24 protein-coding genes and 1 pseudogene are annotated in these 25,018 nt (G+C 66.1%); 6 read left to right on the plus strand and 19 right to left on the minus strand.

Annotated elements, in window-relative coordinates; translation table 11 throughout:
- Positions 1–223, plus strand: a pseudogene (locus BLR75_RS25235) (IS4 family transposase); the annotation flags it as partial.
- A 46-nt stretch (positions 224–269) separates the two neighbouring features.
- Here BLR75_RS25235 and thrC read toward each other — a convergent pair.
- From thrC to ffh, 8 genes are all read right to left on the minus strand, one after another.
- Positions 270–1,679, minus strand: coding sequence for a threonine synthase (gene thrC, locus BLR75_RS25240; protein WP_084315117.1), 1,410 nt, complete (start codon positions 1,677–1,679; stop codon positions 270–272).
- An 89-nt stretch (positions 1,680–1,768) separates the two neighbouring features.
- Positions 1,769–3,073, minus strand: coding sequence for a homoserine dehydrogenase (locus BLR75_RS25245; RefSeq protein ID WP_084315116.1), 1,305 nt, complete (start codon positions 3,071–3,073; stop codon positions 1,769–1,771).
- Between the two features lie 114 nt (positions 3,074–3,187).
- The gene (locus BLR75_RS25250) at positions 3,188–3,916 is read right to left on the minus strand and encodes a disulfide isomerase DsbC N-terminal domain-containing protein (RefSeq protein WP_084315115.1); all 729 of its coding nucleotides are present in this window, start codon (positions 3,914–3,916) and stop codon (positions 3,188–3,190) included.
- Positions 3,917–4,179: 263 nt separating this feature from the next.
- Positions 4,180–4,530 (minus strand): 50S ribosomal protein L19, encoded by a 351-nt coding sequence (rplS, locus tag BLR75_RS25255; protein ID WP_015478452.1) that lies wholly within the window; start codon positions 4,528–4,530, stop codon positions 4,180–4,182.
- Between the two features lie 41 nt (positions 4,531–4,571).
- Positions 4,572–5,315 (minus strand): tRNA (guanosine(37)-N1)-methyltransferase TrmD, encoded by a 744-nt coding sequence (gene trmD / locus BLR75_RS25260; RefSeq protein ID WP_084315114.1) that lies wholly within the window; start codon positions 5,313–5,315, stop codon positions 4,572–4,574.
- Positions 5,316–5,339: 24 nt separating this feature from the next.
- A complete protein-coding gene (rimM, locus tag BLR75_RS25265; protein ID WP_169720300.1) occupies positions 5,340–5,867 on the minus strand; it encodes a ribosome maturation factor RimM in 528 nt (175 codons plus the stop codon).
- Positions 5,868–5,881: 14 nt separating this feature from the next.
- Complete coding sequence (rpsP, locus tag BLR75_RS25270; RefSeq protein ID WP_084315112.1) at positions 5,882–6,130, minus strand: 30S ribosomal protein S16; 249 nt, start codon at positions 6,128–6,130, stop codon at positions 5,882–5,884.
- Positions 6,131–6,274: 144 nt separating this feature from the next.
- Entirely contained in the window at positions 6,275–7,651 is a 1,377-nt protein-coding gene (gene ffh / locus BLR75_RS25275) for a signal recognition particle protein (protein ID WP_084315111.1), read from the minus strand.
- A 207-nt stretch (positions 7,652–7,858) separates the two neighbouring features.
- Here ffh and BLR75_RS25280 point away from each other — a divergent pair, with 207 nt between their 5' ends.
- Positions 7,859–8,659, plus strand: coding sequence for a cytochrome C assembly family protein (locus BLR75_RS25280; protein ID WP_084315110.1), 801 nt, complete (start codon positions 7,859–7,861; stop codon positions 8,657–8,659).
- 13 nt (positions 8,660–8,672) lie between these two features.
- Complete coding sequence (locus BLR75_RS25285; protein ID WP_084315109.1) at positions 8,673–9,971, plus strand: HlyC/CorC family transporter; 1,299 nt, start codon at positions 8,673–8,675, stop codon at positions 9,969–9,971.
- A 119-nt stretch (positions 9,972–10,090) separates the two neighbouring features.
- Here the strand turns inward: BLR75_RS25285 and BLR75_RS25290 are convergent, their stop codons facing one another.
- From BLR75_RS25290 to BLR75_RS25310, 5 genes are read right to left on the minus strand one after another with little or no spacing between them, the layout of a single operon-like run.
- Positions 10,091–10,867: an SGNH/GDSL hydrolase family protein gene (locus BLR75_RS25290; RefSeq protein WP_084315108.1), complete on the minus strand. Its 777-nt coding sequence runs from the start codon at positions 10,865–10,867 to the stop codon at positions 10,091–10,093.
- Positions 10,864–12,045 carry a formate-dependent phosphoribosylglycinamide formyltransferase gene (gene purT, locus BLR75_RS25295; RefSeq protein ID WP_084315107.1) on the minus strand — a complete coding sequence of 394 codons (1,182 nt, stop codon included), beginning with the start codon at positions 12,043–12,045 and terminating at the stop codon, positions 10,864–10,866. The genes BLR75_RS25290 and purT overlap by 4 nt, the downstream gene beginning before the upstream one ends.
- Before the next feature lie 34 nt (positions 12,046–12,079).
- The gene (locus tag BLR75_RS25300) at positions 12,080–12,268 is read right to left on the minus strand and encodes a DUF1289 domain-containing protein (protein ID WP_084315106.1); all 189 of its coding nucleotides are present in this window, start codon (positions 12,266–12,268) and stop codon (positions 12,080–12,082) included.
- Positions 12,268–12,792: a gamma carbonic anhydrase family protein gene (locus BLR75_RS25305; protein ID WP_084315105.1), complete on the minus strand. Its 525-nt coding sequence runs from the start codon at positions 12,790–12,792 to the stop codon at positions 12,268–12,270. Before BLR75_RS25305 ends, BLR75_RS25300 begins: the two co-directional genes overlap by 1 nt.
- A gap of 22 nt (positions 12,793–12,814) precedes the next feature.
- A complete protein-coding gene (locus BLR75_RS25310; protein ID WP_084315104.1) occupies positions 12,815–13,411 on the minus strand; it encodes a CoA pyrophosphatase in 597 nt (198 codons plus the stop codon).
- Between the two features lie 139 nt (positions 13,412–13,550).
- On the opposite strand from BLR75_RS25310, the gene BLR75_RS25315 reads away from it, so the two are divergent.
- Positions 13,551–14,105, plus strand: coding sequence for an NUDIX hydrolase (locus BLR75_RS25315; protein ID WP_084315103.1), 555 nt, complete (start codon positions 13,551–13,553; stop codon positions 14,103–14,105).
- Positions 14,106–14,156: 51 nt separating this feature from the next.
- Positions 14,157–14,657 (plus strand): L,D-transpeptidase family protein, encoded by a 501-nt coding sequence (locus BLR75_RS25320; protein ID WP_084315102.1) that lies wholly within the window; start codon positions 14,157–14,159, stop codon positions 14,655–14,657.
- A gap of 116 nt (positions 14,658–14,773) precedes the next feature.
- Here BLR75_RS25320 and BLR75_RS25325 read toward each other — a convergent pair whose 3' ends face one another.
- The 3 genes from BLR75_RS25325 to purL form a co-directional block, all read right to left on the minus strand.
- Positions 14,774–15,091 (minus strand): YqfO family protein, encoded by a 318-nt coding sequence (locus BLR75_RS25325; RefSeq protein ID WP_084315101.1) that lies wholly within the window; start codon positions 15,089–15,091, stop codon positions 14,774–14,776.
- Positions 15,092–15,241: 150 nt separating this feature from the next.
- Positions 15,242–15,499: a CDGSH iron-sulfur domain-containing protein gene (locus BLR75_RS25330; protein ID WP_084315100.1), complete on the minus strand. Its 258-nt coding sequence runs from the start codon at positions 15,497–15,499 to the stop codon at positions 15,242–15,244.
- Positions 15,500–15,563: 64 nt separating this feature from the next.
- On the minus strand, positions 15,564–19,460 hold the full coding sequence (gene purL, locus BLR75_RS25335) for a phosphoribosylformylglycinamidine synthase (protein WP_084315099.1): 3,897 nt from the start codon (positions 19,458–19,460) through the stop codon (positions 15,564–15,566).
- Between the two features lie 288 nt (positions 19,461–19,748).
- On the opposite strand from purL, the gene mltF reads away from it, so the two are divergent.
- Positions 19,749–21,218, plus strand: coding sequence for a membrane-bound lytic murein transglycosylase MltF (gene mltF, locus BLR75_RS25340; protein WP_084315098.1), 1,470 nt, complete (start codon positions 19,749–19,751; stop codon positions 21,216–21,218).
- 120 nt (positions 21,219–21,338) lie between these two features.
- On the opposite strand, the gene tadA is transcribed toward mltF, so the two are convergent.
- From tadA to guaA, 3 genes are all read right to left on the minus strand, one after another.
- A complete protein-coding gene (tadA, locus tag BLR75_RS25345; RefSeq protein ID WP_084315097.1) occupies positions 21,339–21,869 on the minus strand; it encodes a tRNA adenosine(34) deaminase TadA in 531 nt (176 codons plus the stop codon).
- Positions 21,857–23,248 carry a multicopper oxidase family protein gene (locus tag BLR75_RS25350; RefSeq protein ID WP_084315096.1) on the minus strand — a complete coding sequence of 464 codons (1,392 nt, stop codon included), beginning with the start codon at positions 23,246–23,248 and terminating at the stop codon, positions 21,857–21,859. The genes tadA and BLR75_RS25350 overlap by 13 nt, the downstream gene beginning before the upstream one ends.
- A 130-nt stretch (positions 23,249–23,378) precedes the next feature.
- Positions 23,379–24,959 (minus strand): glutamine-hydrolyzing GMP synthase, encoded by a 1,581-nt coding sequence (gene guaA, locus BLR75_RS25355; protein WP_084315095.1) that lies wholly within the window; start codon positions 24,957–24,959, stop codon positions 23,379–23,381.
- Positions 24,960–25,018 lie beyond the last annotated feature (59 nt).

Raw genomic sequence — 25,018 nt, forward strand, 5'->3', positions numbered from 1 at the left:
ATCCGAGATACGCTTCAAGCCGGTAGCCCACTACATCGCCGTTCAACTGATCGTGATGGCAGCGGCCAATCCGATTTCTGCTACCGGAAGGCGATTGACAGAGTTGCGGGCCGGGATCGGCGGGCTGTTTCTGGATCGCCGTCCAAGGCCTACCAGGCCAAGGACGGTGAAGATCTCAAAGACTCGCTACCCGGTGAACCGCAAGGCCGCTCCGCTTAAGTGAACAGTATTACGCCAAACGGCGGGTTTTTTCATTCATGCACAGCGAATCAGAGCGGTTTGCCGCGATTGCCGTGGGCGCTGACGAAGGCCTGAACCTTGGCCAGTTCGTTGGGCAGCACGGTGCAACGCTCTTCGCGCTGGAACAGGTCGGTCAGGTGCGGCGGCAGCGCCGGAACCGCGTCGATGCCAGCCTTCTCCACCGCTTCCGGGAACTTGACCGGATGCGCGGTACCCAGGGTGACCATGGGCACGGCCAGGCTGCGGCGGCATTCGCGGGCAGCGCGCACGCCGATGGCGGTGTGCGGGTCGAGCAGTTCGCCACACTCGGCGTAGACCTCGGCGATGGTCTCGCAGGTCTGCTCGTCATCCACGGCCAGCGAGTCGAACAGGCGGCGGGCTTCGGTCCAGCGGTCATCCTCGACGGCCAGCTTGCCGGTGGCCTTGAAGTTGTCCATCAGCTCGGCGACGGCCTTGCCGTTGCGGCCGTGCAGGTCGAACAGCAGGCGCTCGAAGTTGGATGAGACCATGATGTCCATCGACGGCGACAGCGACGCGTGCAGGGTGTCCTTGTCGTAGCGGTTGCCGGACATGAAGCGGTGCAGGATGTCGTTGCGGTTGGTCGCGACGATCAGCTGGCTGACCGGCAGGCCCATGTTGCGCGCCAGGTAGCCGGCGAAGATGTCGCCGAAGTTGCCGGTGGGCACCGAGAAGGCCACGGAACGGGCCGGCGCGCCCAGCTGGATGGCGGCGTGGAAGTAGTAGACGATCTGGGCCATGATCCGCGCCCAGTTGATCGAGTTGACTGCCACCAGACGGGTGCCCTTGAGGAAGCCCTGGTCGGCGAAGCTGGCCTTGACCATCTCCTGGCAGTCGTCGAAGTTGCCTTCGATGGCGATGTTGTGGATGTTCTCGCCGAGGATGGTGGTCATCTGCCGGCGCTGCACCTCGGACACACGGTTGTGCGGGTGCATGATGAAGATGTCGACGTTCTCGCAGGAACGGCAGCCTTCGATGGCGGCCGAACCGGTGTCGCCGGAGGTGGCGCCCATGATCACCACGCGCTCGCCGCGCCTGGTCAGCACGTGGTCGAGCAGGCGGCCGAGCAGTTGCAGGGCGAAGTCCTTGAAGGCCAGGGTCGGGCCGTGGAACAGCTCCAGCACCCACTCGTTGCCGTTCAGCTGGCGCAGCGGCGCCACGGCGTTGTGGTCGAAGACGCCGTAGGTTTCCTCGAGGATCTTCTTGAAGTCGGCATCGGCGATGCTGCCGGCGACGAACGGGCGCATCACGCGGAAGGCCAGTTCGTGGTACGGCAGGCCGGCCCAGGAGGCGATCTCCTCGACGGTGAAGCGCGGCAGGTTTTCCGGCACGTAGAGGCCGCCATCGCTGGCCAGGCCGGCGAGCAGCACGTCTTCGAAGTTCAGCGCGGGCGCCTGGCCGCGGGTACTGATGTAGCGCATTTTAGAAACCTTTCATGAAAGCCGATAAAAGCGCTGGAGGCCGGAGGCTGGACGCAAAAGCGATCTCGTCCAGCCTTCAGCCTGCAGCCTCAAGCGAGCTGCTCTACGCGGATGCGTACGACGCTGCCGACCACGTCATCCAGCGCTTCCAGCGCGGCGATCGCTTCGATGATGCGGGACTCGAGCACCCGGTGGGTAACCAGGATCATCGGCACCAGGCCGTCATGCTCTTCGACTTCCATCTGCATGATCGACTCGATGTTGATGCCGCGCTCGGAGAGGATGGTCGCCACCTGGGCCAGTACGCCCGGATGGTCCTTGGCCTGGATGCGCAGGTAGTAGGCGCTTTCGCAGGCTTCGATCGGCAGGATCGGGTGGTCGGAGAGCGAGTCCGGCTGGAAGGCCAGGTGCGGTACGCGGTTCTCCGGGTCGGTGGTGAGCACGCGGACAACATCGACCAGGTCGGCGACCACCGACGAGGCGGTCGGGTCCATGCCGGCGCCGGCGCCGTAGAACAGGGTGCTGCCGGCGGCGTCGCCGTTGACCATCACCGCGTTCATCACGCCGTTGACGTTGGCGATCAGGCGGTCGGCCGGAATCAGGGTCGGGTGCACGCGCAGCTCGATACCGGCATCGGTACGGCGCGCCACGCCCAGGTGCTTGATGCGGTAGCCCAGCGCCTCGGCGTAGTTGACGTCGGCGGTGGTCAGTCTGGTGATGCCTTCGGTGTAGGCCTTGTCGAACTGCAGCGGGATGCCGAAGGCGATGGACGCCAGGATGGTCAGCTTGTGCGCGGCGTCGATGCCTTCCACGTCAAAGGTCGGGTCGGCTTCGGCGTAGCCCAGGGCCTGGGCTTCCTTCAACACGTCGTCGAAGGCGCGGCCTTTCTCGCGCATCTCGGTGAGGATGAAGTTGCCGGTGCCGTTGATGATGCCGGCCAGCCAGTTGATGCGGTTGCCGGCCAGGCCCTCGCGGATCGCCTTGATCACCGGGATGCCGCCGGCCACCGCGGCCTCGAAGGCGACGATCACGCCCTTCTCGCGGGCCTTGGCGAAGATCTCGTTTCCGTGCACGGCGATCAGCGCCTTGTTCGCGGTGACCACGTGCTTGCCGTTCTCGATGGCCTTCATCACCAGCTCGTAGGCCTGGGTGTAGCCGCCGATCAGTTCGATGACGATGTCGATTTCCGGGTTGTTCGCCACTTCGAAGATGTCGGCAGTGATGGGGGTGCTGCCGGTATCGGACTTCGGATTGGGACGACGGGCGGCAATCTGCGCAACCTCGATACCACGCCCGGCACGGCGGGCAATCTCCTCGGCGTTGCGTTTGAGTACATTGAAGGTACCGCCACCGACGGTACCCAACCCGCAGATTCCCACTTTGACCGGTTTCACGCTGAAACTCCCCATCATCACAGCAATAAAAGCCGGGCATTGAGCCCGGCCACTTGAAGGAACCGCACCTTACGAAGCGGTGCTTTATTAGTCAATCTGGGCGGAACGCCCGTCTCACTTGGTGTCCAGGGCCAGCTTGGCGATCTGGCCGGCCGACTGGTAGCCCGGCAGCATCTGGCCGTTGGCGAGGATGATCGCTGGAGTGCCCTGCACGCCGACCATCTGTCCCAGCTCGAACTGCTTGTCCACGGGGTTGTCGCACTTGGCCGACTTCACTTCCTTCTCGTGGAACATGTCGTTGATCGCCGCCTGGCGGTCCTTGGCGCACCAGATCGACTGCAGCTGCTGGTCGCCCGACGAGCCCGGCCCCTGGCGCGGGAAGGCCAGGTAGCGCACTTCGATGCCGCGCTTGTTCAGCTCCGGGACTTCGGCATGCAGCTTCTGGCAGTACGGGCAGGTGGTGTCGGTGAACACGGTGATGTGCGCCCTGGTTTCGCCCTTGGCCGGGAACACCACCATCTCCTTGGCCGGGATGGCGTTGATGGTCCTGGCGATCGAGGCGCTTTCGGCCTGCTCGGTGAGGTTGACCGGCTGGCCGTCCTTCACCTGGTAGATGTTGCCCTGCACGACGAACTGGCCGTCGGCGCTGGCATAGAGGACGCGGCCGCCCTTCAGCTGGACCTGGTAGATGCCTTGCAGCGGGCTGGCGGAGATCGACTCGATGGGCAGGTCGGGCTGCAGGGAATGCAGGGTACTGCGGATCGCCTGGTCCGGCTCGGCGGCCAGTGCGAGGGTGCTGGCGAGGCCGAGGGCCGCGGCAGTCAGAAATCGGTACAGACGCATGAAAAACTCCCGTGATCGATCGATGAAGACTACCACAGCCGGCCCTGCGGGCCGAGCCGCCAGCTTGTAGCCGGAAGCTTCCGGGGCTGGTCGTTCGTCGGGGCGAGGCGCTTTCGGGCGACAGACTCGTAGGGCGGGTGCAACCCGCCATGTCGGCACAGGAGATATCGGCGGGCTTCACCCGCCCTACGCGCCTTTTCTCCAGGCATGAAAAAAGCAGCCCGTGGGCTGCTTTTTTCCGGATCGACTGGTAAGCGCGAGGCTTAGACCAGTTTTTCCTTGATGCGCGCTGCCTTGCCGGACAGTTCGCGGAGGTAGTACAGCTTGGCCTTGCGCACGTCGCCGCGGCGCTTGACGGAAACGCTGTCGACCAACGGGCTGTAGGTCTGGAAGGTACGCTCCACGCCTACGCCGTTGGAGATCTTGCGAACGGTGAAAGCGCTGTTCAGGCCGCGGTTGCGCTTGCCGATCACGACGCCTTCGAAGGCCTGCAGACGCTGACGGTCGCCTTCCTTCACTTTAACCTGGACGATTACGGTGTCGCCGGGGGCGAACGCCGGAATCTCTTTGCTCATCTGTTCAGCTTCGATCTGCTGAATGATCTTGTTGGTCATGCTGTGCTCCTAAGGCAGGCTTCTGGCCGGCCATCGATACGTTAACTATCGTCCCGCTGGCGGATGTACTCCTCCAGCAGCTTCTTCTCTTCTCCAGAAAGCGAGCGGCAATCCAGAAGATCGGTGCGTCGTTCCCAGGTCCTTCCAAGGGACTGCTGCAAACGCCAGCGCCGGATGTGTTCGTGGTTGCCGCTGAGCAGCACCTCGGGAACACGTTTGTCGGCATACACCTCGGGTCGGGTGTAGTGCGGACAATCGAGCAGGCCATCCGTGAAGGAGTCCTCCTCTGCGGAATCCGCGTGTCCCAGCGCGCCGGGCAACAACCGCGTCACCGCGTCGATCAGCACCATCGCCGGCAGCTCACCGCCGGACAACACGTAATCGCCAACCGACCATTCCTCATCGACATGCTCTTCAATGAAGCGCTCGTCGATGCCTTCGTAGCGCCCGGCGATCAGGATCAGTCGTTCCTCTTTCGCCAGTTCGCGTACCGCCGCCTGCGTCAGCTTGCGGCCTTGCGGCGACAGGTAGATCACCTTCGCCGGTCCGCCTGCGGCTTGCCGGGCATCGCCCAGTGCGCCTTCCAGCGGCTTGATTTTCATCACCATTCCCGGACCACCGCCGAAAGGCCGGTCATCCACCGTCTGGTGACGGTCCTCGGTATTGCTTCGCGGGTTGAAACACTGGAGCTGGATCAGCTCCTGCTTGACCGCACGACTGGTGATGCCGTAGTCGCTGATGGCGCGGAACATCTCCGGAAAGATGCTGATGACTCCTATCCACACGGGCTGTTACCTCCACCCACAGGGCTAGAAATCCGCGTCCCAGTCCACCCGCATTTCGCCGGCTGCCAGGTCCACCGCCTGCACGCACTGCTCCGTATAGGGGAGAAGGCGCTCACGCTCGTCCAGGCTGCCCGCACAGGGCTTGACCACCATCACATCGTTGGCGCCGGTCTCCAGCATGTGGTCGATCATTCCGAGCAGCTGCCCGTTCTGGTCGATCACCTTGAGACCTTCCAGCTGGCTCCAGTAATACTCGCCGTCGTCCAGCTCCGGGAGCTCGCTGCGCGGTACCAGGATCTCGAAATCCGCATAGGTGCGGGCGACTTCGCGATCATCCAGTCCCTTCAGCTTCGCTACCAGGACATTGCCCTGTACGCGGCCTTGAACCAGCTCAGCCTGTCGAACCTCGGTGCCACGCCGTAGCGTCCAGCGCCGGTAGTCCAGCAGGTTGTCCAACGGGTCGGTAAAGGAATACACCTTCACCTCGCCACGAATGCCGTGCACCGAAACTATCTTGCCGAGAACGATCATCTCCTCGGCGGGAGCAGGCATCGTGTTCATCGATCTCAGGCAGCCTTGGCGGCTTCCTTGATCAGCTGAGCAACGCGCTCGGACGGTTGAGCGCCCTGGCCCAGCCAGTAGTTCAGACGCTCCTGGTTGACCGAGAAACGAACTTCGGCGCCAGTAGCGACAGGGTTGAAGAAGCCGACGCGCTCGACGAAACGGCCGTCACGAGCGTTGCGGCTGTTGGTCACGGTCAGGTGATAGAACGGGCGCTTCTTGGAGCCGCCACGAGCCAGACGAATGGTTACCATGCGTACGTTGTTCCTATGGTTTGCTTGCAAAAAAGAAATGCAGCCCTCGAGCACGGGGCTCGAAAGGCCGCATATTCTATGAGCTAAAGCCCCGCGCTGCAAGCCGCAGCTGGTCGGCACGCCGCTCCCGGCGGGGCCTGTGAATCACATCTTCGGCATGCCGCCGCCCGGGAACATGCTTCCCATGCCGCGCATCATCTTGGCCATGCCGCCCTTGGCGGTGACCTTCTTCATCATCTTCTGCATCTGCTTGTGCTGCTTGATGAGGCGGCCGACGTCCTGCACCTGGGTGCCGGAGCCCATCGCGATGCGGCGCTTGCGCGAGCCGCTGATCACTTCCGGGTCGCGACGTTCGGCGGGCGTCATGGAGTTGATGATCGCCTCCATCTGCTTGAACTGCTTTTCCGCTGCGTTCTGCGCGCCGCCCATCTGCGACAGGTTGACGCCGCCGAGCATCGGCAACTTGTCCATCAGGCTGCCGAGGCCGCCCATGTTCTTCATCTGCTGCAGCTGGTCGCGGAAGTCCTCGAGATCGAAGCCCTTGCCCTTCTTGATCTTCTTCGCGAGCTTCTCGGCCTTGGCCCGGTCCATGCTCTGCTCGGCCTGCTCGATCAGGCTGAGCACGTCGCCCATGCCGAGGATGCGCGAGGCCACGCGGTCCGGATGGAAGGGATCGAGCGCTTCGGTCTTCTCGCCCATGCCGAGGAACTTGATCGGCTTGCCGGTGATGGCGCGCACGGACAGCGCGGCACCGCCACGGGCGTCGCCGTCGACCTTGGTCAGCACCACGCCAGTCAGCGGCAGCGCCTCGTTGAAGGCCTTGGCGGTGTTGGCGGCGTCCTGGCCGGTCATGGCGTCGACCACGAACAGGGTCTCGGCCGGCTTGATCGCCGCGTGGACCTGCTTGATCTCGTCCATCATCTCGGCGTCGATGTGCAGGCGACCGGCGGTATCGACGATGACCACGTCGATGAACTTCAGCTTCGCCTCGCGGATCGCCGCCTCGGCGATGGCTACCGGCTTCTGGCTGGTGTCGGAGGGGAAGAAGGTCACGCCGACGTCATGGGCGAGGGTTTCCAGTTGCTTGATCGCCGCCGGACGGTAGACGTCCGCGGAAACCACCAGCACCGACTTCTTCTTGCGCTCCTTGAGGAAGCGCGCCAGCTTGCCCACCGTGGTGGTCTTGCCCGCGCCCTGCAGGCCGGCCATCAGGATCACCGCCGGCGGCGCGACGCTCAGCGCCAGGTCCTCGTTGGCCGCGCCCATCAGCTCGACCAGCTCGGCCTGGACGATCTTCACGAAGGCCTGGCCCGGAGTCAGGCTCTTGGATACTTCGGTGCCGACCGCGCGCTCCTTGATCCTGGCGACGAAGTCCTTGACCACCGGCAGGGCCACGTCAGCCTCGAGCAGGGCCATCCGCACTTCGCGGAGCGTATCCTTGATGTTGTCCTCGGTCAGCTTGGCCTTGCCGGTGACATTGCGCAGCGTTTGCGAGAGGCGGTCTGTAAGGTTTTCGAACATGCGCTTTCCTATCGGGCTCGTCCGAGCCGGGGGTGGGCGTGGCAGCAAGCGCGGGATTATAGCGAAGAGCCGTGGCGGCCAACACCGCCGATGATCCCTCCGCCGGCACCAGCGGGCCGGATGCAAAGGAGAAGCCTTCCCAGGCGCTTTCTAGGGGGACCGGAATGTGCCACACTCTCGGCCTTTCGGACCCTGTTCCAAGGACTTATGCACTCTCTGCTGCCCAGTCTGATCGCTGCCGTTCTCTATCTCGGCACCACGGCCTACCACGCCGTGAGCCTGGCCCGCCGGACTCCGCCGTACAAGCCCCTGCTGCTTCTGCTCGGCCTGCTGGCCTTCCTCGCCCAGGCCTACAGCCTCTACCACCAGCTGCTGACGCCGGCCGGCCTGGTGCTGGACTTCTTCAATGCCGCCAGTCTGATTTCCGCGGCCATCACCCTGCTGACGGTGCTGGCCTGCCTGCGCATCCCGGTGGAGAACCTGCTGCTGCTGCTCTACCCGATCGGCGCACTGGCCACCCTGATGGCGCAGTTCGTCCCCCACGGCACCGTCGAGTCGATCAACGAGCAGGCGGGCATCCTCGCGCACATCCTGCTGTCGATTCTGGCCTACGGCGTCCTGACCATCGCCGCGCTGCAGGCGCTGTTGCTGCTGGTGCAGGACCATCAGCTCAAGCACAAGCATCCCTCCGGGCTGATCCGCAACTTCCCGCCGCTGCAGACCATGGAAAGCCTGCTGTTCGGCTTCCTCCTGGGTGGCTGGGTGCTGCTGTCGCTGTCGCTGATCTCCGGCTGGCTGTTCGTCGAGAACCTGTTCGCCCAGCACCTGGCGCACAAGACGCTGCTTTCCTGCCTCGCCTGGGTGGTGTTCGGCGTCCTGCTGTGGGGACGCCACCAGCTCGGCTGGCGCGGGCACAAGGCGATCCGCTGGACCCTCGCCGGCTTCCTGCTGTTGATGCTGGCCTACTTCGGCAGCAAGCTGGTGCGCGAGTTCATCCTGCACATCTGAGGAGGCGGGGCACGTGGGTGAGATCCATCCTGGCTACCTCATCGGCCTCCTGATCCTGCTCATCCTCTGTTCGGCGTTCTTCGCCAGCGCCGAGACCGGCATGCTCGGCCTCGACCGCTACCGCCTGCGCCACCAGGCCAAGCAGGGCAACCGCGCGGCGCGGCGCACCAGCTGGCTGCTGCTGCGCACCGACCGCCTGCTCGGCACCATCCTGATCGGCAACAACTTCGTCAACATCGTCGCCTCGGCGCTGGCCACCCTGCTCGCCCTGCGCCTGTGGGGCGAGGCCGGGGTGGCCGTGGCGACGGTGGTACTGACCCTGGTCCTGCTGGTCTTCGGCGAGATAACCCCGAAGACCTACGCCGCCCTGCGCCCGGAAAAGGTCGCGCTGCCCGCCAGCCTGCCGCTGTACGTGCTGCAGAAGCTGTTCGCCCCGCTGCTCTGGCTGATGAACGGCTTCAGCAACGCCCTGCTGCGCCTGTTCGGACTGGACCCACGTCAGGGCAGCCGCAAGCCGCTGAACAGCGACGAGCTGCGCAGCGTGGTCAGCGAGTCCAGCGAACAGCTCAGCGCCAACCGGCAAGGCATGCTGCTGAGCATCCTCGACCTGGAAAAGGTCACGGTGAACGACCTGATGGTCCCGCGCACCGAGATCCAGGGCATCGACCTCGACGACGAGCTGGAAACCATCATCGGCCAGCTGCGCAACACCACCCACACGCGCCTGCCGGTGTACCACGGCGACATCAACCAGGTCGAAGGCATCGTCCACATGCGCCAGATCGCGCGCCTGCTGACGCACAACCAGTTGACCAAGGAAGGCCTGCGCGCCGCCTGCCTGGAGCCCTACTTCGTCCCGGAAAGCACGCCACTGTCGACCCAGCTGATCAACTTCCAGAAGCAGAAGCGGCGCATCGGCATCGTCGTCGACGAGTACGGCGAGGTGATCGGCATCATCACCCTGGAGGACATCCTCGAGGAGATCGTCGGCGAGTTCAGCAACCAGGACGCCCTGCGCAACCCGGACATCCATCCGCAGGCCGACGGCACCTACGTGATCGACGGCTCGGCCAACCTGCGCGACATCAACCGCTCGCTCGGCTGGCAACTGCCCAGCGACGGGCCGAAGACCCTCAACGGCCTGGTCACCGAGGCGCTGGAGCAGATTCCCGATTGCGCCGTGTGCCTGAAGATCGGCCGCTACCGCCTGGAAATCCTCCAGTCCGGCGAGAACCGGGTGAAGAGCGTGCGCATCTGGCTGGCCGGCGGCGCGCCGGGCGCTGGCGGCCACCAGCAGGACGGGTTTGCCTGAGGACCGCGCCTGCCAGCCCCCATCTGCGCGCCTCGCTGGAGGACGAGTCGCGGGCATGGCCCGCTTACAAGGGTTCGCATTACACCGAGCCGACCTGTAGGGCGCATGACGCGCCAGCGTCATCCGCCGGCCTTATCGGAAGCGCTGCGCTCTGTGCAGGAGCGGGCCATGCCCGCGACCTCCAGCTGCTCCGCCAGCCGCTCGCCCCACACCCGGTAACCCAGCGCCGAGGGATGGTAGCCATCCACCGCCAGATAGCGTGGCTGCATCTCGATGGTCGCCGTGCAGTGGCGGGCGCCGGTGCGCCGGGCGAGGCCGTGCATCTGCCGGTCCAGCAATGCGGCGCGCCAGCCGAGGAGCACCCGCAGCAGCCAGGGCAGCGCGGAGAAATGCTGCAGCGGAGGAACCGCAGCGCAGGCCACTTCGGCGCCCTGCCCGCGGAAATGCCCGATCAGGCAGCGCAGGGAATCCTGCCAGCGGCGCGATGAGCTGAAATGCGTGGTGTCGTTGACGCCGAATACCAGCAGCACGAGGTCGTACGCCTGCCCGGCGCTCAGCGGCAACAGACGCTCGCAGGCCTCGCCGACGGTGATGCCGTTCTCGCCCAGCGCGCGCCAGGCAACCGGACGCTGCAGGCGGATAGCCAGGGCCTCGGCCACCCGGCCGGCCAGGGCCAGGTGCAGGCAGGAAGCGCCGACACCCGCCACCGTCGACTCGCCAAGCAGCAGCAGACGCAGCGGCGCGCCGGGAAGGTCCGCGCCGGCCAGTCCCTCGCAGGCACCCGCCGCCGGCGCCAGGCGCAGCGCCGTGCGGCGGGTGTGCATCGCCATCGGCAGGACCAGCGGCAGCAGCGGCAAGGCCACCGCCCACCATGCCAGTCCCGCCCAGCGGCTCACAGCTCGATGCTGACCGCCTGCGCCGAACGGGTCGCCTTGGCCCGCGCGGCGTCGGTCGATTCGTCGCGCGCCAGGGCCACGCCCATGCGCCGCTGGCCGTCGACTTCCGGCTTGCCGAACAGGCGCAGCGCGGTGTCCGGCTCGGCCAGCGCGGCGCCGAGGTTACCGAAGGCGACCTGTTGCGAGGTGCCCTCGACGAGGATCACCGCCGAGGCCGACGGGCCGGCCTGGCGGATCACCGGGATCGGCAGGCCGAGGATGGCCCGCGCGTGCAGGGCGAATTCGGAGAGATCCTGGGAAATCAGCGTCACCAGCCCGGTGTCGTGCGGCCGCGGCGATACCTCGCTGAACCATACATCGTCGCCCTTGATGAACAGCTCGACACCGAACAGCCCGCGGCCGCCCAGCGCCTCGGTCACCGCGCGGGCGACGCGTTCGGATTCGGCCAGCGCCTTCGGGCTCATCGCCTGCGGCTGCCAGGATTCGTGGTAGTCGCCCTTCACCTGGCGGTGACCGATCGGCGCGCAGAAGCTGGTGCCGCCGGCATGGCGCACGGTGAGCAGGGTGATCTCGTAGTCGAAGTCGATGAAGCCCTCGACTATCACCCGGCCCTTGCCGGCGCGGCCGCCTTCCTGGGCGTAGTCCCAGGCGGCCTGCAGGTCGGCGTCGCTCTTCAGCACGCTCTGGCCCTTGCCGGAGGAACTCATGATCGGCTTGACCACGCAGGGATAGCCGACCGCGGCCACACCCGCGCGATAGTCCTCGAAACTGTCGGCGAAATGGTAGGGCGAGGTCGGCAGCCCCAGTTCCTCGGCGGCCAGCCGGCGGATGCCCTCGCGGTTCATGGTCAGCTGCGCTGCGCGGGCGGTGGGCACCACGGTGTAGCCCTCGGCTTCCAGCTCGACCAGGGTGGCGGTGGCGATCGCCTCGATTTCCGGGACGATGTAGTGCGGCTTCTCCTGCTCGATCACCGCGCGCAGGGCGGTGCCGTCGAGCATGCTGATCACGTGGCTGCGGTGCGCCACCTGCATGGCCGGGGCGTTGGCATAGCGGTCGACGGCGATCACTTCGCAGCCCAGGCGCTGCAGCTCGATCGCCACTTCCTTGCCCAGTTCGCCGGAGCCGCACAGCAGCACGCGGGTCGCGCTCGGCGACAGGGGGGTTCCGATACGGGTCATGACTTGAACCTCGAAAGGGGTGGGAAAAGGCCTGTCAGTGCAGCAGGCCCTGGGCCTTGGCCCGTTCATGACAGCGGGCCAGGACGGCCCGCCGCTCGCTGTTGTCCATTCGACCCCAGCGGGTGATCTCGTCGGCGCTGCGCTGGCAGCCCAGGCACAGGTCGTCGTCATCCAGCGCGCAGACGTGCACGCAGGGCGACGCGACCGGGCGTTCGTCGCTCATCAGTCTTCCTGTACCGCCAGGTCGCGGGCGAAACGCCGCGAGTTCTGCACGTAGTGGGCGGCGCTGAGCTCGAGGGTCTTCTTCTGCTGCTCGGTCAGCTCGCGCACCACCTTGCCGGGCGAGCCCATCACCAGCGAGCCGTCGGGAATTTCCTTGCCCGGCGGGATCAGGGTGTTGGCGCCGATCAGGCAGTGCCTGCCGATCTTCGCGCCGTCGAGCACCACGGCGTTGATGCCGATGAGGCTGTTGTCGCCCACTGTGCAGCCGTGCAGCATGGCGTTGTGGCCGATGGTGACATTCCTGCCGATGACCAGCGGCGTGCCGCTGTCGGCGTGCATCACGGTACCGTCCTGGACGTTGCTGTTCTCGCCGATGTGGATCCACTCGGTGTCGCCGCGCAGCACGGCGCCGAACCAGACGCTGGAGCCGGCCTCCAGGCGCACCTTGCCGATCACCGCGGCATTCGGCGCGACCCAGCTGTCGGGGTGGGCTTGCACACGGTCATCGCCCAGACGGTATTTCATTGCACACTCCTCGTTATTGTCGTCAGCCGAGCCGGACGAACTGTTCCGGCGGCCGATGCAGGTCGATCTGCTCGTCGAACAGCAGGTTCAGCAGCTCGACCAGCATGATCGCCGACAGGCCCCAGATCTTGTAGTCGCCGAACTGGTAGCTGGGCACGAACCAGCTGCGCCCGGAATAGTCGATGCGGTGGGTGGTCTGCCGCGGATCGGAGCGGAAGAACTCCAGCGGGACGTTGAACACCGCGGCGATCTCGCCGTCGTTGGGCCTGTACGGCACCGAATCGGGAACGAAACCGACGAACGGCGTCACCTTGATGCCGTGCCGCGAAACCAGCGGGCTCAGGGGCGTCACCACCTCGACCAGGCCGGGCGGCAGGGCGATTTCCTCCTCCGCCTCGCGCAGCGCGGTATGCACCAGGTCGAGGTCCTCGGGATCGCGCCGTCCGCCGGGAAAGGCGACTTCGCCGCTATGGGTGGAAAGGCCGGTGGCGCGCAGGGTCAGTACCAGTTCTTCGCTGCGGGTGATCGGCAGCAGCACCGCGGCCTCGGGGAAACTGCGGTCGTCGTAGAGGTCGCGTGGGGTGTGCGCCGCAAGGCGTTGGCGCAGTTCATCCAGCATGCAGTCGGTCCTGCGAGAAAATTCTGATCCTTCCAGTTCGGGAATCATGGCACGAAAGTCCTCCGCCGCCCAAGCCCAGCCCCTTGCTGGCGGTCCCTTGCCGCGAGCAAGATTGATCATCATCGGACAAGGAATCAGCATGAAATACTGCAGCCAGTGCGGCGCCAGCGTGACCCTGCGCATCCCCAGCGGCGACAATCGGCCTCGCTACGTCTGCGACAGTTGCCGGACCGTGCATTACCAGAACCCGCGGATCGTCGCCGGCTGCCTGCCGGTGTGGGAAGGCCGCATCCTCCTCTGCCGCCGCGCCATCGCCCCGCGCCAGGGCTTCTGGACGCTGCCGGCCGGTTTCATGGAGAACGGCGAGACCCTGGAACAGGCCGCCGCCCGCGAGACCCTGGAAGAAGCCTGCGCGCGGGTCACCGACCTGCACCTCTACACCCTCTTCGACCTGCCGCACATCAGCCAGATCTACCTGTTCTTCCGCGCCAACCTGGCGGACCCGGAGTTCGCCGCCGGCGAGGAAAGCCTGGAGGTGAAACTCTTCGCCGAATCGGACATACCGTGGGGCGAGCTGGCTTTCCCGACCGTGGGCCGTACCTTAGAATGCTACTTCGCGGACCGCATCCGGCAGGACTTCCCGGTGCGCAACGAGGCCATCGCACCCATGCAGGCCAACTATAAGAAAGAGTGAACCGGAACACTGCCACCGGGTCTTTCGTTTGAATCTGGGGATTCCACTTCGATGCGCTGGCTGCTAGCCCTACTCTGCTTGACCTTTGCCACCCTGACGCAGGCGAACGCCACGCCGACGCTGGAGGGCTCCATCGACAAGGTGCTGGTGCTCAAGGGCGAGCACAGGCTGCACCTGCTTAGCAAGGGCAAGATTCTCAAGAGCTACCGGATTTCCCTCGGCAAATCCCCGCGCGGGCCGAAACTGCGCGAGGGCGACAACCGCACGCCGGAAGGCTTCTACTGGATCGACTGGCGCAAGACCAGCGAGAACTTCAACCTGTCGATGCACATCTCCTACCCCAACGCCCGCGACGTGTCGCGCGCCCGCGAGCAAGGGCTGCCGGCGGGGGGGATGATCATGATCCACGGCACTCCGCTGGATGACGAATACCCGGAGTGGTACTTCTCGACCCTGGACTGGACCAACGGCTGCATCGCCATGACCAACTCGGACATGCGCGAAGTCTGGAACCTGGTGAAGGACGGGACGCTGATCGAGATTCGTCCCTGATGCGAAAAGGCCGCTGAAAAGCGGCCTTCCTGTTTCCGATCGCTGTTCGGCGAATGAAGCGGAGATAAGGAAGGCGGATAACACCGAAGCGTCATCCGCCCCACATAAAGAACGTCTCAGAACACCATGTCGGACAGCCGCCAGACCTCGAAGGCCGGCGTTTCGTAGGGATGGGCGATCTTCAGCGCCTTGACCGCATCGTGGATGCGCTCGTCGGCCACCACCATCTCGACCTTCCACTCCGCCACCTGCTCGACCGAGCCGGCCTGGCCGATGAACGGGTTGCTGCCGTCCAGCGGACGGAACTGGCCCTGGCCGAGAACCTGCCAGCAGCAGCTGTCGTAAGCCCCGATGCGCCCCGCACCAGCCGAGAAAACCGCATTCTTCACCGGCTCCAGATGGCTTTCGGGAACATAGAAGCAGAGTTTGTACATCAAGGCTCTCCGTCGAGAATCGTTTTTTCAGCGCAGAGGCGAGTGCCATCCAATAGTGGCACTTCGCCAATGAACCATCATTAGACACGCACGGCGGTTGGACTGCTGGAAGCCCGTCACGTTCTCCACAGCAGCGATATTTTCCGGCGCTCAGCGAGCGAAAAAGCCCTTCAGGGAAGCTGCCAGGCCTTTCTCCGGAACATGGCTGCCATCGCACCAGGGCGGCGTGGCGGAGCAGCCGCAGCGGCACAGCAGCAGGTACTGCTCGCGATGGATGTCGAGGAAGCGATCGCTGATGCAATCGGCCGGACAGTCGGGTCCGCAAGGGGAAAACCCGCAGCGACAGAGCGGCAGCCTGTCGCCGGGATGGACATGGACGACTTCGGGCAGGATCGGGGTGGACGGCATGGCTGGCTCACCCTCCCCGCCGTTCGGGCGCCCTCTCCCGTTGCGGGAGAGGGCTATCCGGTTCTCAGCCTACCCAGACGCGGGCGTTGCGGAACATGCGCATCCAGCCGCCGTCCTCTTCCCACTCGTCCGGACGCCAGGAGTTCTGCACGGCGCGGAACACCCGCTCGGGGTGCGGCATCATGATGGTGACGCGGCCGTCGCGGTTCGACAGGCCGGTGATCCCGCGCGGCGAGCCGTTCGGGTTGGCCGGGTAGGTCTCGGTGACCTTGCCGTGGTTGTCGACGAAGCGCATCGCCACGCAGCCGGACAGGTCGGCTTCGAGCAGCGCCTCGGCGCTCTCGAACTCGGCATGCCCTTCGCCGTGGGCGATGGCGATCGGCAGGCGCGAACCAGCCATGCCCTGCAGGAAGATCGAGTGCGACTCCTGCACCTGGACCATCGCCACGCGCGCTTCGAACTGCTCGGAGCGGTTGCGCACGAAGTGCGGCCAGAACTCGGTGCCGGGGATCAGCTCGTGCAGGTTGGAGAGCATCTGGCAGCCGTTGCACACGCCGAGGGCGAAGCTGTCCTTGCGCTCGAAGAAGCCCTGGAAGGCATCGCGGGCGCGGGCGTTGAACAGGATCGACTTGGCCCAGCCCTCGCCGGCGCCGAGCACGTCGCCGTAGGAGAAGCCGCCGCAGGCGACCAGCCCCTTGAACTCTTCGAGGCTGACGCGGCCGGAGAGGATGTCGCTCATGTGCACGTCGACCGCGGCGAAGCCGGCGCGATCGAAGGCCGCGGCCATTTCCACCTGGCCGTTGACGCCCTGCTCGCGCAGGATCGCCATCTGCGGCCGCACGCCCTTCCTGATGTACGGCGCGGCGATGTCGTCGTTGACGTCGTAGCTGAGCTTGACCGACAGGCCGGGGTTGTCTTCTTCCAGCAGGCCGTCGAATTCCTGGGTGGCGCAGTCAGCGTTGTCGCGCAGACGCTGGATCTGGTAACTGGTCTCGCTCCAGATGCGCTGCAGCAGGCGGCGCTGGGCGTTGTAGACGCGCTCGCCGTTGAAGCCGATGTCGATCTCGTCGCCGTTGACCGGCTGGCCGATGACGGCGACGCAATCGTCGAGGCCGGCGGCGCTGAACTGCGCCAGGACTTCCGGGGTGGCGCCTTCGTGGACCTGGATCACCGCGCCCAGCTCCTCGCTGAACAGCACGGCAGCCAGTTCCTCGCGGCTGTCGGCCAGCGCGTCGAGGTGCAGGTCGAGGCCGCAATGGCCGGCGAAGGCCATTTCCACCACGGTGGCCAGCAGGCCGCCGTCGGAACGGTCGTGGTAGGCCAGCAGGTGGCCGTCGGCGTTCAGGCCCTGGATCACGGCGAAGAAGGCCTTGAGGTCCTCGGCGTCGTCGACGTCCGGCACCTGCTGGCCGATGCGGCCGTAGGTCTGGGCGAGGATCGAGCCGCCCAGGCGGTTCTTGCCGCGGCCGAGGTCGATCAGGATCAGGTCGGTCTCGCCCTTGTCCAGGCGCAGCTGCGGGGTCAGGGTCCCGCGGATGTCGGCGACCGGAGCGAAGCCGGAGATGATCAGCGACATCGGCGCGGTCACGCTCTTCTCGGCGCCGTCGTCCTGCCAGCGGGTCTTCATGGACATGGAGTCCTTGCCCACCGGAATGGTGATGCCCAGCGCCGGGCACAGCTCCATGCCGACCGCCTTGACGGTGTCGTACAGGCGCGCGTCCTCGCCCGGGTGACCGGCGGCGGCCATCCAGTTGGCGGACAGCTTGATCTCGGAAATCTTCTCGATGCGCGCGGCGGCCAGGTTGGTGATGGTCTCGCCGATGGCCATGCGCCCGGAAGCCGGGGCATCCAGCAGCGCCAACGGGGTGCGCTCGCCCATCGCCATGGCTTCGCCGGTGTAGACGTCGAAGCTGGTGGCGGTGACGGCGCAGTCGGCCACCGGCACCTGCCACGGGCCGACCATCTGGTCGCGGGCCACGAGACCGGTGATGGTGCGGTCGCCGATGGTGATCAGGAAGTTCTTGCTGGCCACGGCCGGGTGGCGCAGGACGCGCTCGGTGGCTTCGCCCAGGTCGATGGCGGAGGCGTCGAAATCATCGCCCAGCTCGGCCTCGCGGGTCACCGAACGGTGCATGCGCGGCGGCTTGCCGAGCAGCACGTCGAGCGGCATGTCCACCGGCTTGTTGCCGAAGTGGCTGTCGGCGACGGTCAGGTGCTTCTCCTCGGTGGCCTCGCCGACCACGGCGAACGGGCAGCGCTCGCGCTCGCAGATGGCCTTGAAAGTTTCGAAGTCGGCGGCGTCCACCGACATGACATAGCGTTCCTGCGACTCGTTGCACCAGATTTCCAGCGGGCTCATGCCCGGCTCGTCGTTCGGTACCGCACGCAGCTCGAAGCGGCCGCCGCGGCCGCCGTCGTTGATCAGTTCCGGCAGGGCGTTGGAGATGCCGCCGGCGCCGACGTCGTGGATGAACTTGATCGGGTTGTTCTCGCCCATCTGCCAGCAGCGGTCGATGACCTCCTGGCAGCGGCGCTCCATTTCCGGGTTCTCGCGCTGCACCGAGGCGAAGTCGAGGTCGGCGGCGCTGGCGCCGGTCGCCATCGAGGATGCGGCACCGCCGCCGAGGCCGATCAGCATGGCCGGGCCGCCCAGCACGATGAGCTTGGCGCCGACGCTGATCTCGCCCTTCTGCACGTGCTCGGCGCGGATGTTGCCCATGCCGCCGGCGATCATGATCGGCTTGTGGTAGCCGCGCACTTCCTCGCCGCGCGGGGTGGGAACGGCCTGCTCGAAGGTACGGAAGTAGCCGGCCAGGTTCGGACGGCCGAATTCGTTGTTGAACGCGGCGCCGCCCAGCGGGCCCTCGATCATGATGTCCAGCGCGGTGACGATGCGCTCGGGCTTGCCGTACGGGACTTCCCAGGGCTGCTCGAAACCGGGGATCTGCAGGTTGGAGACGGTGAAGCCGACCAGGCCGGCCTTCGGCTTGGCGCCACGGCCGGTTGCGCCTTCGTCACGGATTTCGCCGCCGGAGCCGGTGGAGGCGCCGGGGAACGGAGCGATGGCGGTCGGGTGGTTGTGCGTCTCCACCTTCATCAGGATGTGCACCGGCTCGTCGCTGGCACCGTACTGGCGGTCTTCCGGATTGGGGTAGAAGCGGCCGGCGACGAAGCCCTTCATCACCGCGGCGTTGTCCTTGTAGGCGGACAGCACGCCGTCGCTGTGCATTTCATAGGTGTTCTTGATCATGCCGAACAGGCTCTTTTCCTGAGCCTCGCCGTCGATGTCCCAACTGGCGTTGAAGATCTTGTGGCGGCAGTGTTCGGAGTTGGCCTGGGCAAACATCATCAGCTCGACGTCGTGCGGGTTGCGGCCCAGCTCGGCGAAGCTCTTCACCAGGTAGTCGATCTCGTCCTCGGCCAGCGCCAGGCCCAGTTCGACGTTGGCCTTCTCCAGCGCCGGGCGGCCGCCGCCGAGCACGTCGACGACGGTGAGCGGCTTGGGCTGGGCGTGGCTGAACAGGCCGGAAGCCTCTTCCAGATCCTCAAGCACAAGCTGGGTCATGCGGTCGTGCAGGCGCGCCGCGACGAGCTGCGCATCGGCTTCGGAAAGTTCGCCACTGACGTAGTAGGCGATGCCGCGCTCGATCCGCTCGATCTTCGCCAGGCCGCAGTTGGCGGCGATGTCCGAAGCCTTGCTCGACCACGGCGAAATGGTGCCGAAGCGCGGCACCACCAGGAACAGGCGGCCGCTGGGCTCCTGCACCGGGACGCTCGGACCGTACTTGAGCAGGCGACCGAGGACCTGTTCCTCCTCGGCGGTCAGTACGCCGCTGACCTCGGCGAAGTGCGCAAACTCGGCGTACAGCCCGGTGACAGCGGGTACCTGCTGGGTCAGCAGGTCGAGCAGTTTGCCGTGGCGGAAGGCGGAAAGGGCGGGAGCGCCGCGCAGGATCAGCATTGTCGGAACAGCCTCTGGAGACGGGGGAGTATGGGAGCCGGACGAGCCGGCTCGCAGAGGCCGTGCATTCTAGCGCAAACCGAGCCCCGGCGGCACCCGCAGCGCAGCCCGTTCGCCGCCTGCCGACGGTCCGTTGACGCCGCCCGCCGCGCTTTGCCGACCTGCGGTTGCAGGCCCCGCGCAGCCGCCGCGACCGGCCGTATGCCAGGCACGCCGCGGGACCGGCTAGCAGAGATGGGCTAGGCTGTCGAGATATGGCGCCGTCCGGCCTTTGCGTATACTCCCCCGATGCTTGCCCTGACTATGTCCCGTGTGCGTCGCACCGCCTGGATCTTGGCGACCTGTATCTTTCTGCTGCTGGCCGGTTGTAGCGAGGCGAAAACCCCTACCGCCCTCGAGCGCGTGCAGAAGGAGGGGGTACTGCGCGTGGTCACCCGCAACAGCCCGGCCACCTATTTCCAGGACCGCAACGGCGATACCGGCTTCGAGTACGAGCTGGCCAAGCGCTTCGCCGACAAGCTCGGCGTGCGCCTGCAGATCGAGACCGCCGACAACCTCGACGATCTCTACAGCCGCCTGGACAGCGACAAGGGCCCCGAACTGGCCGCCGCCGGCCTGACGCCCGTCGCCGCCCGCGAAAGCCAGGTGCGCTTTTCCCATTCCTACCTGGAAGTCACCCCGCAGGTCGTCTACCGCAACGGCGAGCAGCGCCCGACCCGCCCGGAAGACCTGGTCGGCAAGCGCATCGTCGTACTCAAGGGCAGCAGCCACGCCGAGCAGCTGGCGGAGCTGAAGAAGCGCCTGCCCAAGCTGAACTACGAGGAATCGGATGCCGACGAGATGGTCGACCTGCTGCGCATGGTCGACGTCGGCGACATCGACCTGACCCTGGTCGACTCCAACGAACTGGCGATGAACCAGGTCTACTTCTCCAAGGTCCGCGTCGGCTTCGACCTGGGCGACGAACGGGGCCTGTCCTGGGCGGTGCGCGCCGGGGACGACAACAGCCTGCTCGACGCGGTCAACGCCTTCCTCGACAGCTCGAAGAAGGACGGCCTGCTGCAGCGCCTGAAGGATCGCTACTACGGCCACGTCGACGTGCTCGGCTACGTCGGCGCCTATACCTTCGCCCAGCACCTGCAGCAGCGCCTGCCGCGCTACGAGCCGCACTTCCACCAGGCCGCCGACAAGCTCGAAGCCGACTGGCGCCTGCTCGCCGCCATCGGCTACCAGGAATCCCTGTGGCAGCCCGACGCCACTTCCAAGACCGGCGTGCGCGGCCTGATGATGCTGACCAGCCGCACCGCCCGGGCGATGGGCGTATCCAACCGCCTCGACCCGCGGCAGAGCATCCAGGGCGGCAGCAAGTATTTCGTGCAGATCAAGGGCGAGCTGCCCGAGAGCATCCAGGAACCCGATCGCACCTGGCTCGCCCTGGCCGCCTACAACGTAGGCGGCGCCCACCTCGAAGATGCACGCAAGCTGACCCAGCAGGCCGGACTCAATCCGAACAAGTGGCTGGACGTAAAGAAGATGCTGCCGCGCCTGGCGCAGAAGCAGTGGTACCGCAAGACCCGCTACGGCTACGCGCGTGGCGGCGAGACAGTCCATTTCGTACAGAACGTACGCCGCTACTACGACATTCTCACCTGGGTGACCCAGCCGCAGATGGAAGGCGGCCAACTGGCCGAAAGCGGCCTGCACCTGCCCGGGGTGAACAAGAACAAGCCGGAAGACGACGGCGACAAGCCGCTCTGAATTCTCCCGCACCAGCCGTGGCGATCGGCGTGGCAATTCGCGGGCATGGCCCGCTCCTACACTCGCCTGAACCTGTAGGAGCGGGCCATGCCCGCGAAAAAACGCAGGGTGGATCGCGTCCTACGACTTCTTCCGCCGCGCCTTGAAGAACGCCGACAGCACCGCACCGCACTCCTCCGCCATCACCCCGCCCTCGAACACCACCTTGTGGTTGAGGAACTCCTGGGCGAAGAAGCGGCCGTGGCTTTCCACCACGCCGGACTTGGGCTCAGTCGCGCCGTACACCAGGCGCTGGATGCGCGAGTGGACGATGAGGCCGGAGCACATGCTGCAGGGTTCGAGGGTCACGTAGAGGGTGCTGCCGGGCAGCCGGTAGTTGGCGGCGGCCGCCGCGGCCATGCGGATGGCGACCATCTCGGCATGGGCGCTGGGGTCGTGGCTGGTGATCGGCTGGTTGAAGCCGCGGCCGATGATCTCGCCGTCGCGCACCAGCACCGCGCCCACCGGCACTTCGCCGAGGGCCGCGGCCTTTTCCGCCTCGACCAGGGCTTCCTGCATGAAATGCCGGTCCCGGCTGCGGTCGACGATGAAGCGCACGCCCTTGACCGTCCGGTGCCCCTTGGCGTTGGTCTGGACGCTCAACTGCACCATGCCTCGCCGACCGCGATGGTGCCCATCAGGCCGGTTTCCATATGGTCGATCACGTGGCAGTGGAACATCCACAGCCCCGGGTTGTCCGCCACCAGCGCGATGCGGGCGGTCTCGTTCTTGCCCAGCAGATAGGTGTCGGTGAAGTACGGAATGATCTCGCGGCGGTCGGAATCCAGCACCTTGAACGCCAGCCCGTGCAGGTGGATCGGATGCTGGTACTGGGTCATGTTGCGCAGCACGAAGATGTAGCTCTGCCCTTCCTTCAGCTTGGCCAGCGGCGGCGCGGCGTGCTTGTGCTCCTCGCCGCCTTCCCAGGCCTTGCCGTTGATCTGCCACAGCGACGGGGTCGACTGCCCCTTCGAGTAGTCCGACACCGCGCCGACCCATTCGAACTTGAAGCCGATGGTTTCGGCATTGGCCAGGTCCGGCTCGCTCACCGGATTCGCCGGCAGCGGCGCCGGCCAGCGTTCGGCCGGGGCCTTCGCCGAGGCCACGCCACGGATGGTCGCCAGGCGCAGTGGACCGTTGCGCAGGGACAGCTCGGTGCCCTCGGCGGGCCCGCGCAGCGCCAGCTCCAGGCGCATGCCGGGACCGATCCAGTACTGGTCCCTGAACTCCCTCGGCGCCACCGGATGGCCGTCGATGGCATAGATTTTCGCCTCGCCACCCGGCAGGTTGAGACGGTAGGTCACGGTATTGTCGACGTTGAGGATGCGCACCCGGACGATCTGCCCGGCCGGCAACTCGATCACCGGCAGGTGCCGGCCATTGACGGTCGACAGGCGCCCGCGGGTGCCCTCCCGCGCCGCCTCGCGCGGCACGCTGAAGCGGGTGAAAGCGCCCTGCTCGTCCACGTGCCAGGTCTTCAGGCAGAGCACCCGCTCCTCGGTGAATTCGCTGGGCTCGCGCTCCTCGATGATCAGCGGACCGACCAGGCCGCGGCCGAGCTGCTCGCTGCTCATCAGGTGCGGGTGGTACCAGTAGCTGCCGGCGTCCGGCATCCGGAAGCGGTAGATGAAACTCTCGCCCGGCTGCACCGGCGGCTGCGAGATGTAGGGCACGCCGTCCATCTCGATGGGCAGGCGGATGCCGTGCCAGTGGATGGTGGTCGGCTGGTCCAGTTTGTTGCTGAAGCGCACCCGCAGCCAGTCGCCCTGGCGGCCGCGGAGCTCCACGCCCGGGGCCTGTCCGCCGTAGGCCAGCGCGGGACTCTTGAAGCCCGGCACCAGTTCCAGGTCGAGCGGCGCGGCGATCAGCTCGTAGTCATGCTCGGCGGCCACTTCCGGGCGCGCCAGCCAGATGCGCGCGCCAGCGGCGCCGAGGCCGAGCACTGCCAGGCCGGCGATGCCGCCGAGGACTTGTCTGCGGGTGAAACTCATGGAATCTCCAACGAGGGCTGGAAATGATAGATTTTCTCATTTCCAGCCCGACATGACGAGTCGCGGTGCGATCCAGAATGCCGCACCCCGGATACGACAAGGGCAGCCGAGGCTGCCCTTGTCGCTCACATCATTCCCACTCGATCGTCGCCGGCGGCTTGCTCGACACGTCGTAGGTAACGCGGGAGATGCCTTCGATCTCGTTGATGATGCGGTTGCTCACCTTCTCCAGCAGCTCGTAGGGCAGGTGCGCCCAGCGAGCGGTCATGAAGTCGATGGTTTCCACCGCGCGCAGGGCGACGACCCAGGCATAGCGGCGGCCGTCGCCGACCACGCCGACCGACTTCACCGGCTGGAACACCACGAAGGCCTGGCTGGTCTTGTGGTACCAGTCGAAGTTGCGCAGTTCCTCGATGAAGATGTGGTCGGCCTGGCGCAGCAGGTCGGCGTATTCCTTCTTCACTTCGCCGAGGATGCGCACGCCCAGGCCCGGGCCCGGGAACGGGTGGCGGTAGACCATGTCGTAGGGCAGGCCGAGTTCCAGGCCGATCTTGCGCACTTCGTCCTTGAACAGCTCGCGCAGCGGCTCGACCAGTTCGAACTGCATGTCTTCCGGCAGGCCGCCGACGTTGTGGTGCGACTTGATCACGTGGGCCTTGCCGGTCTTGGCGCCGGCCGACTCGATCACGTCGGGGTAGATGGTGCCCTGGGCGAGGAACTTCACGTCCTGCAGCCTGGTGGCTTCTTCATCGAAGACCTCGATGAAGGTGCGGCCGATGATCTTGCGCTTCTCTTCCGGGTCGCTGACGCCGGCGAGACGGCCGAGGAACTTGTCTTCCGCGTCGGCGCGGATGACCTTGACGCCCATGTTCTCGGCGAACATCGCCATCACCTGATCGCCCTCGTGCAGGCGCAGCAGGCCGTTGTCGACGAACACGCAGGTCAGCTGGTCGCCGATGGCGCGGTGCAGCAGCGCGGCGACCACAGAGGAATCCACGCCGCCGGACAGGCCGAGCAGGACCTTGGAGGAACCGACCTGGGCGCGCACGGTGGCGATGGCGTCCTCGACGATGTTCGACGGAGTCCACAGCGCGGCGCAGCCGCAGATGTCCAGCACGAAGCGCGAGAGGATGCGGCCGCCCTGCTTGGTGTGGGTCACTTCCGGGTGGAACTGCACGCCGTAGTAGCCGCGGGCGTCGTCGGCCATGGCGGCGATCGGGCAGCTCGGGGTGCTGGCGAGGATATGGAAGCCGGTGGGGAGGTCGGTGACCTTGTCGCCGTGGCTCATCCACACGTCGAGGCCGAACACGCCGTCGTCGTCCACGTGGTCCTCGATGCCGTCGAGCAGACGGGCCTTGCCGACCACGTCGACGCGGGCGTAGCCGAACTCGCGCAGGTCGGAACCCTGCACCTTGCCGCCGAGCTGCTCGGCCATGGTCTGCATGCCGTAGCAGATGCCCAGCAGCGGCACCTTCAGGTCGAACACGGCGTTGCGCGCGCGCGGGCTGTCGGCGGCGTGCACGGATTCCGGGCCGCCGGCGAGGATGATGCCGCGCGGGGCGAAATCGATGATCGCCTGCTCGCTCATGTCGAACGGATGGATTTCGCAGTACACGCCGATCTCGCGCACGCGGCGGGCGATCAGTTGGGTGTACTGGGAGCCGAAGTCGAGGATCAGGATCCGGTGAGCGTGGATATCTTGGTGGGCCATCTTCTTCCCCTGGAAAAATGGCTGAAGGCTGAAGGCCGGAGGCTGAACGAAAGAGCTAT

The sequence above is a fragment of the Pseudomonas jinjuensis genome (assembly GCF_900103845.1).
GTDB lineage: Bacteria > Pseudomonadota > Gammaproteobacteria > Pseudomonadales > Pseudomonadaceae > Pseudomonas > Pseudomonas jinjuensis.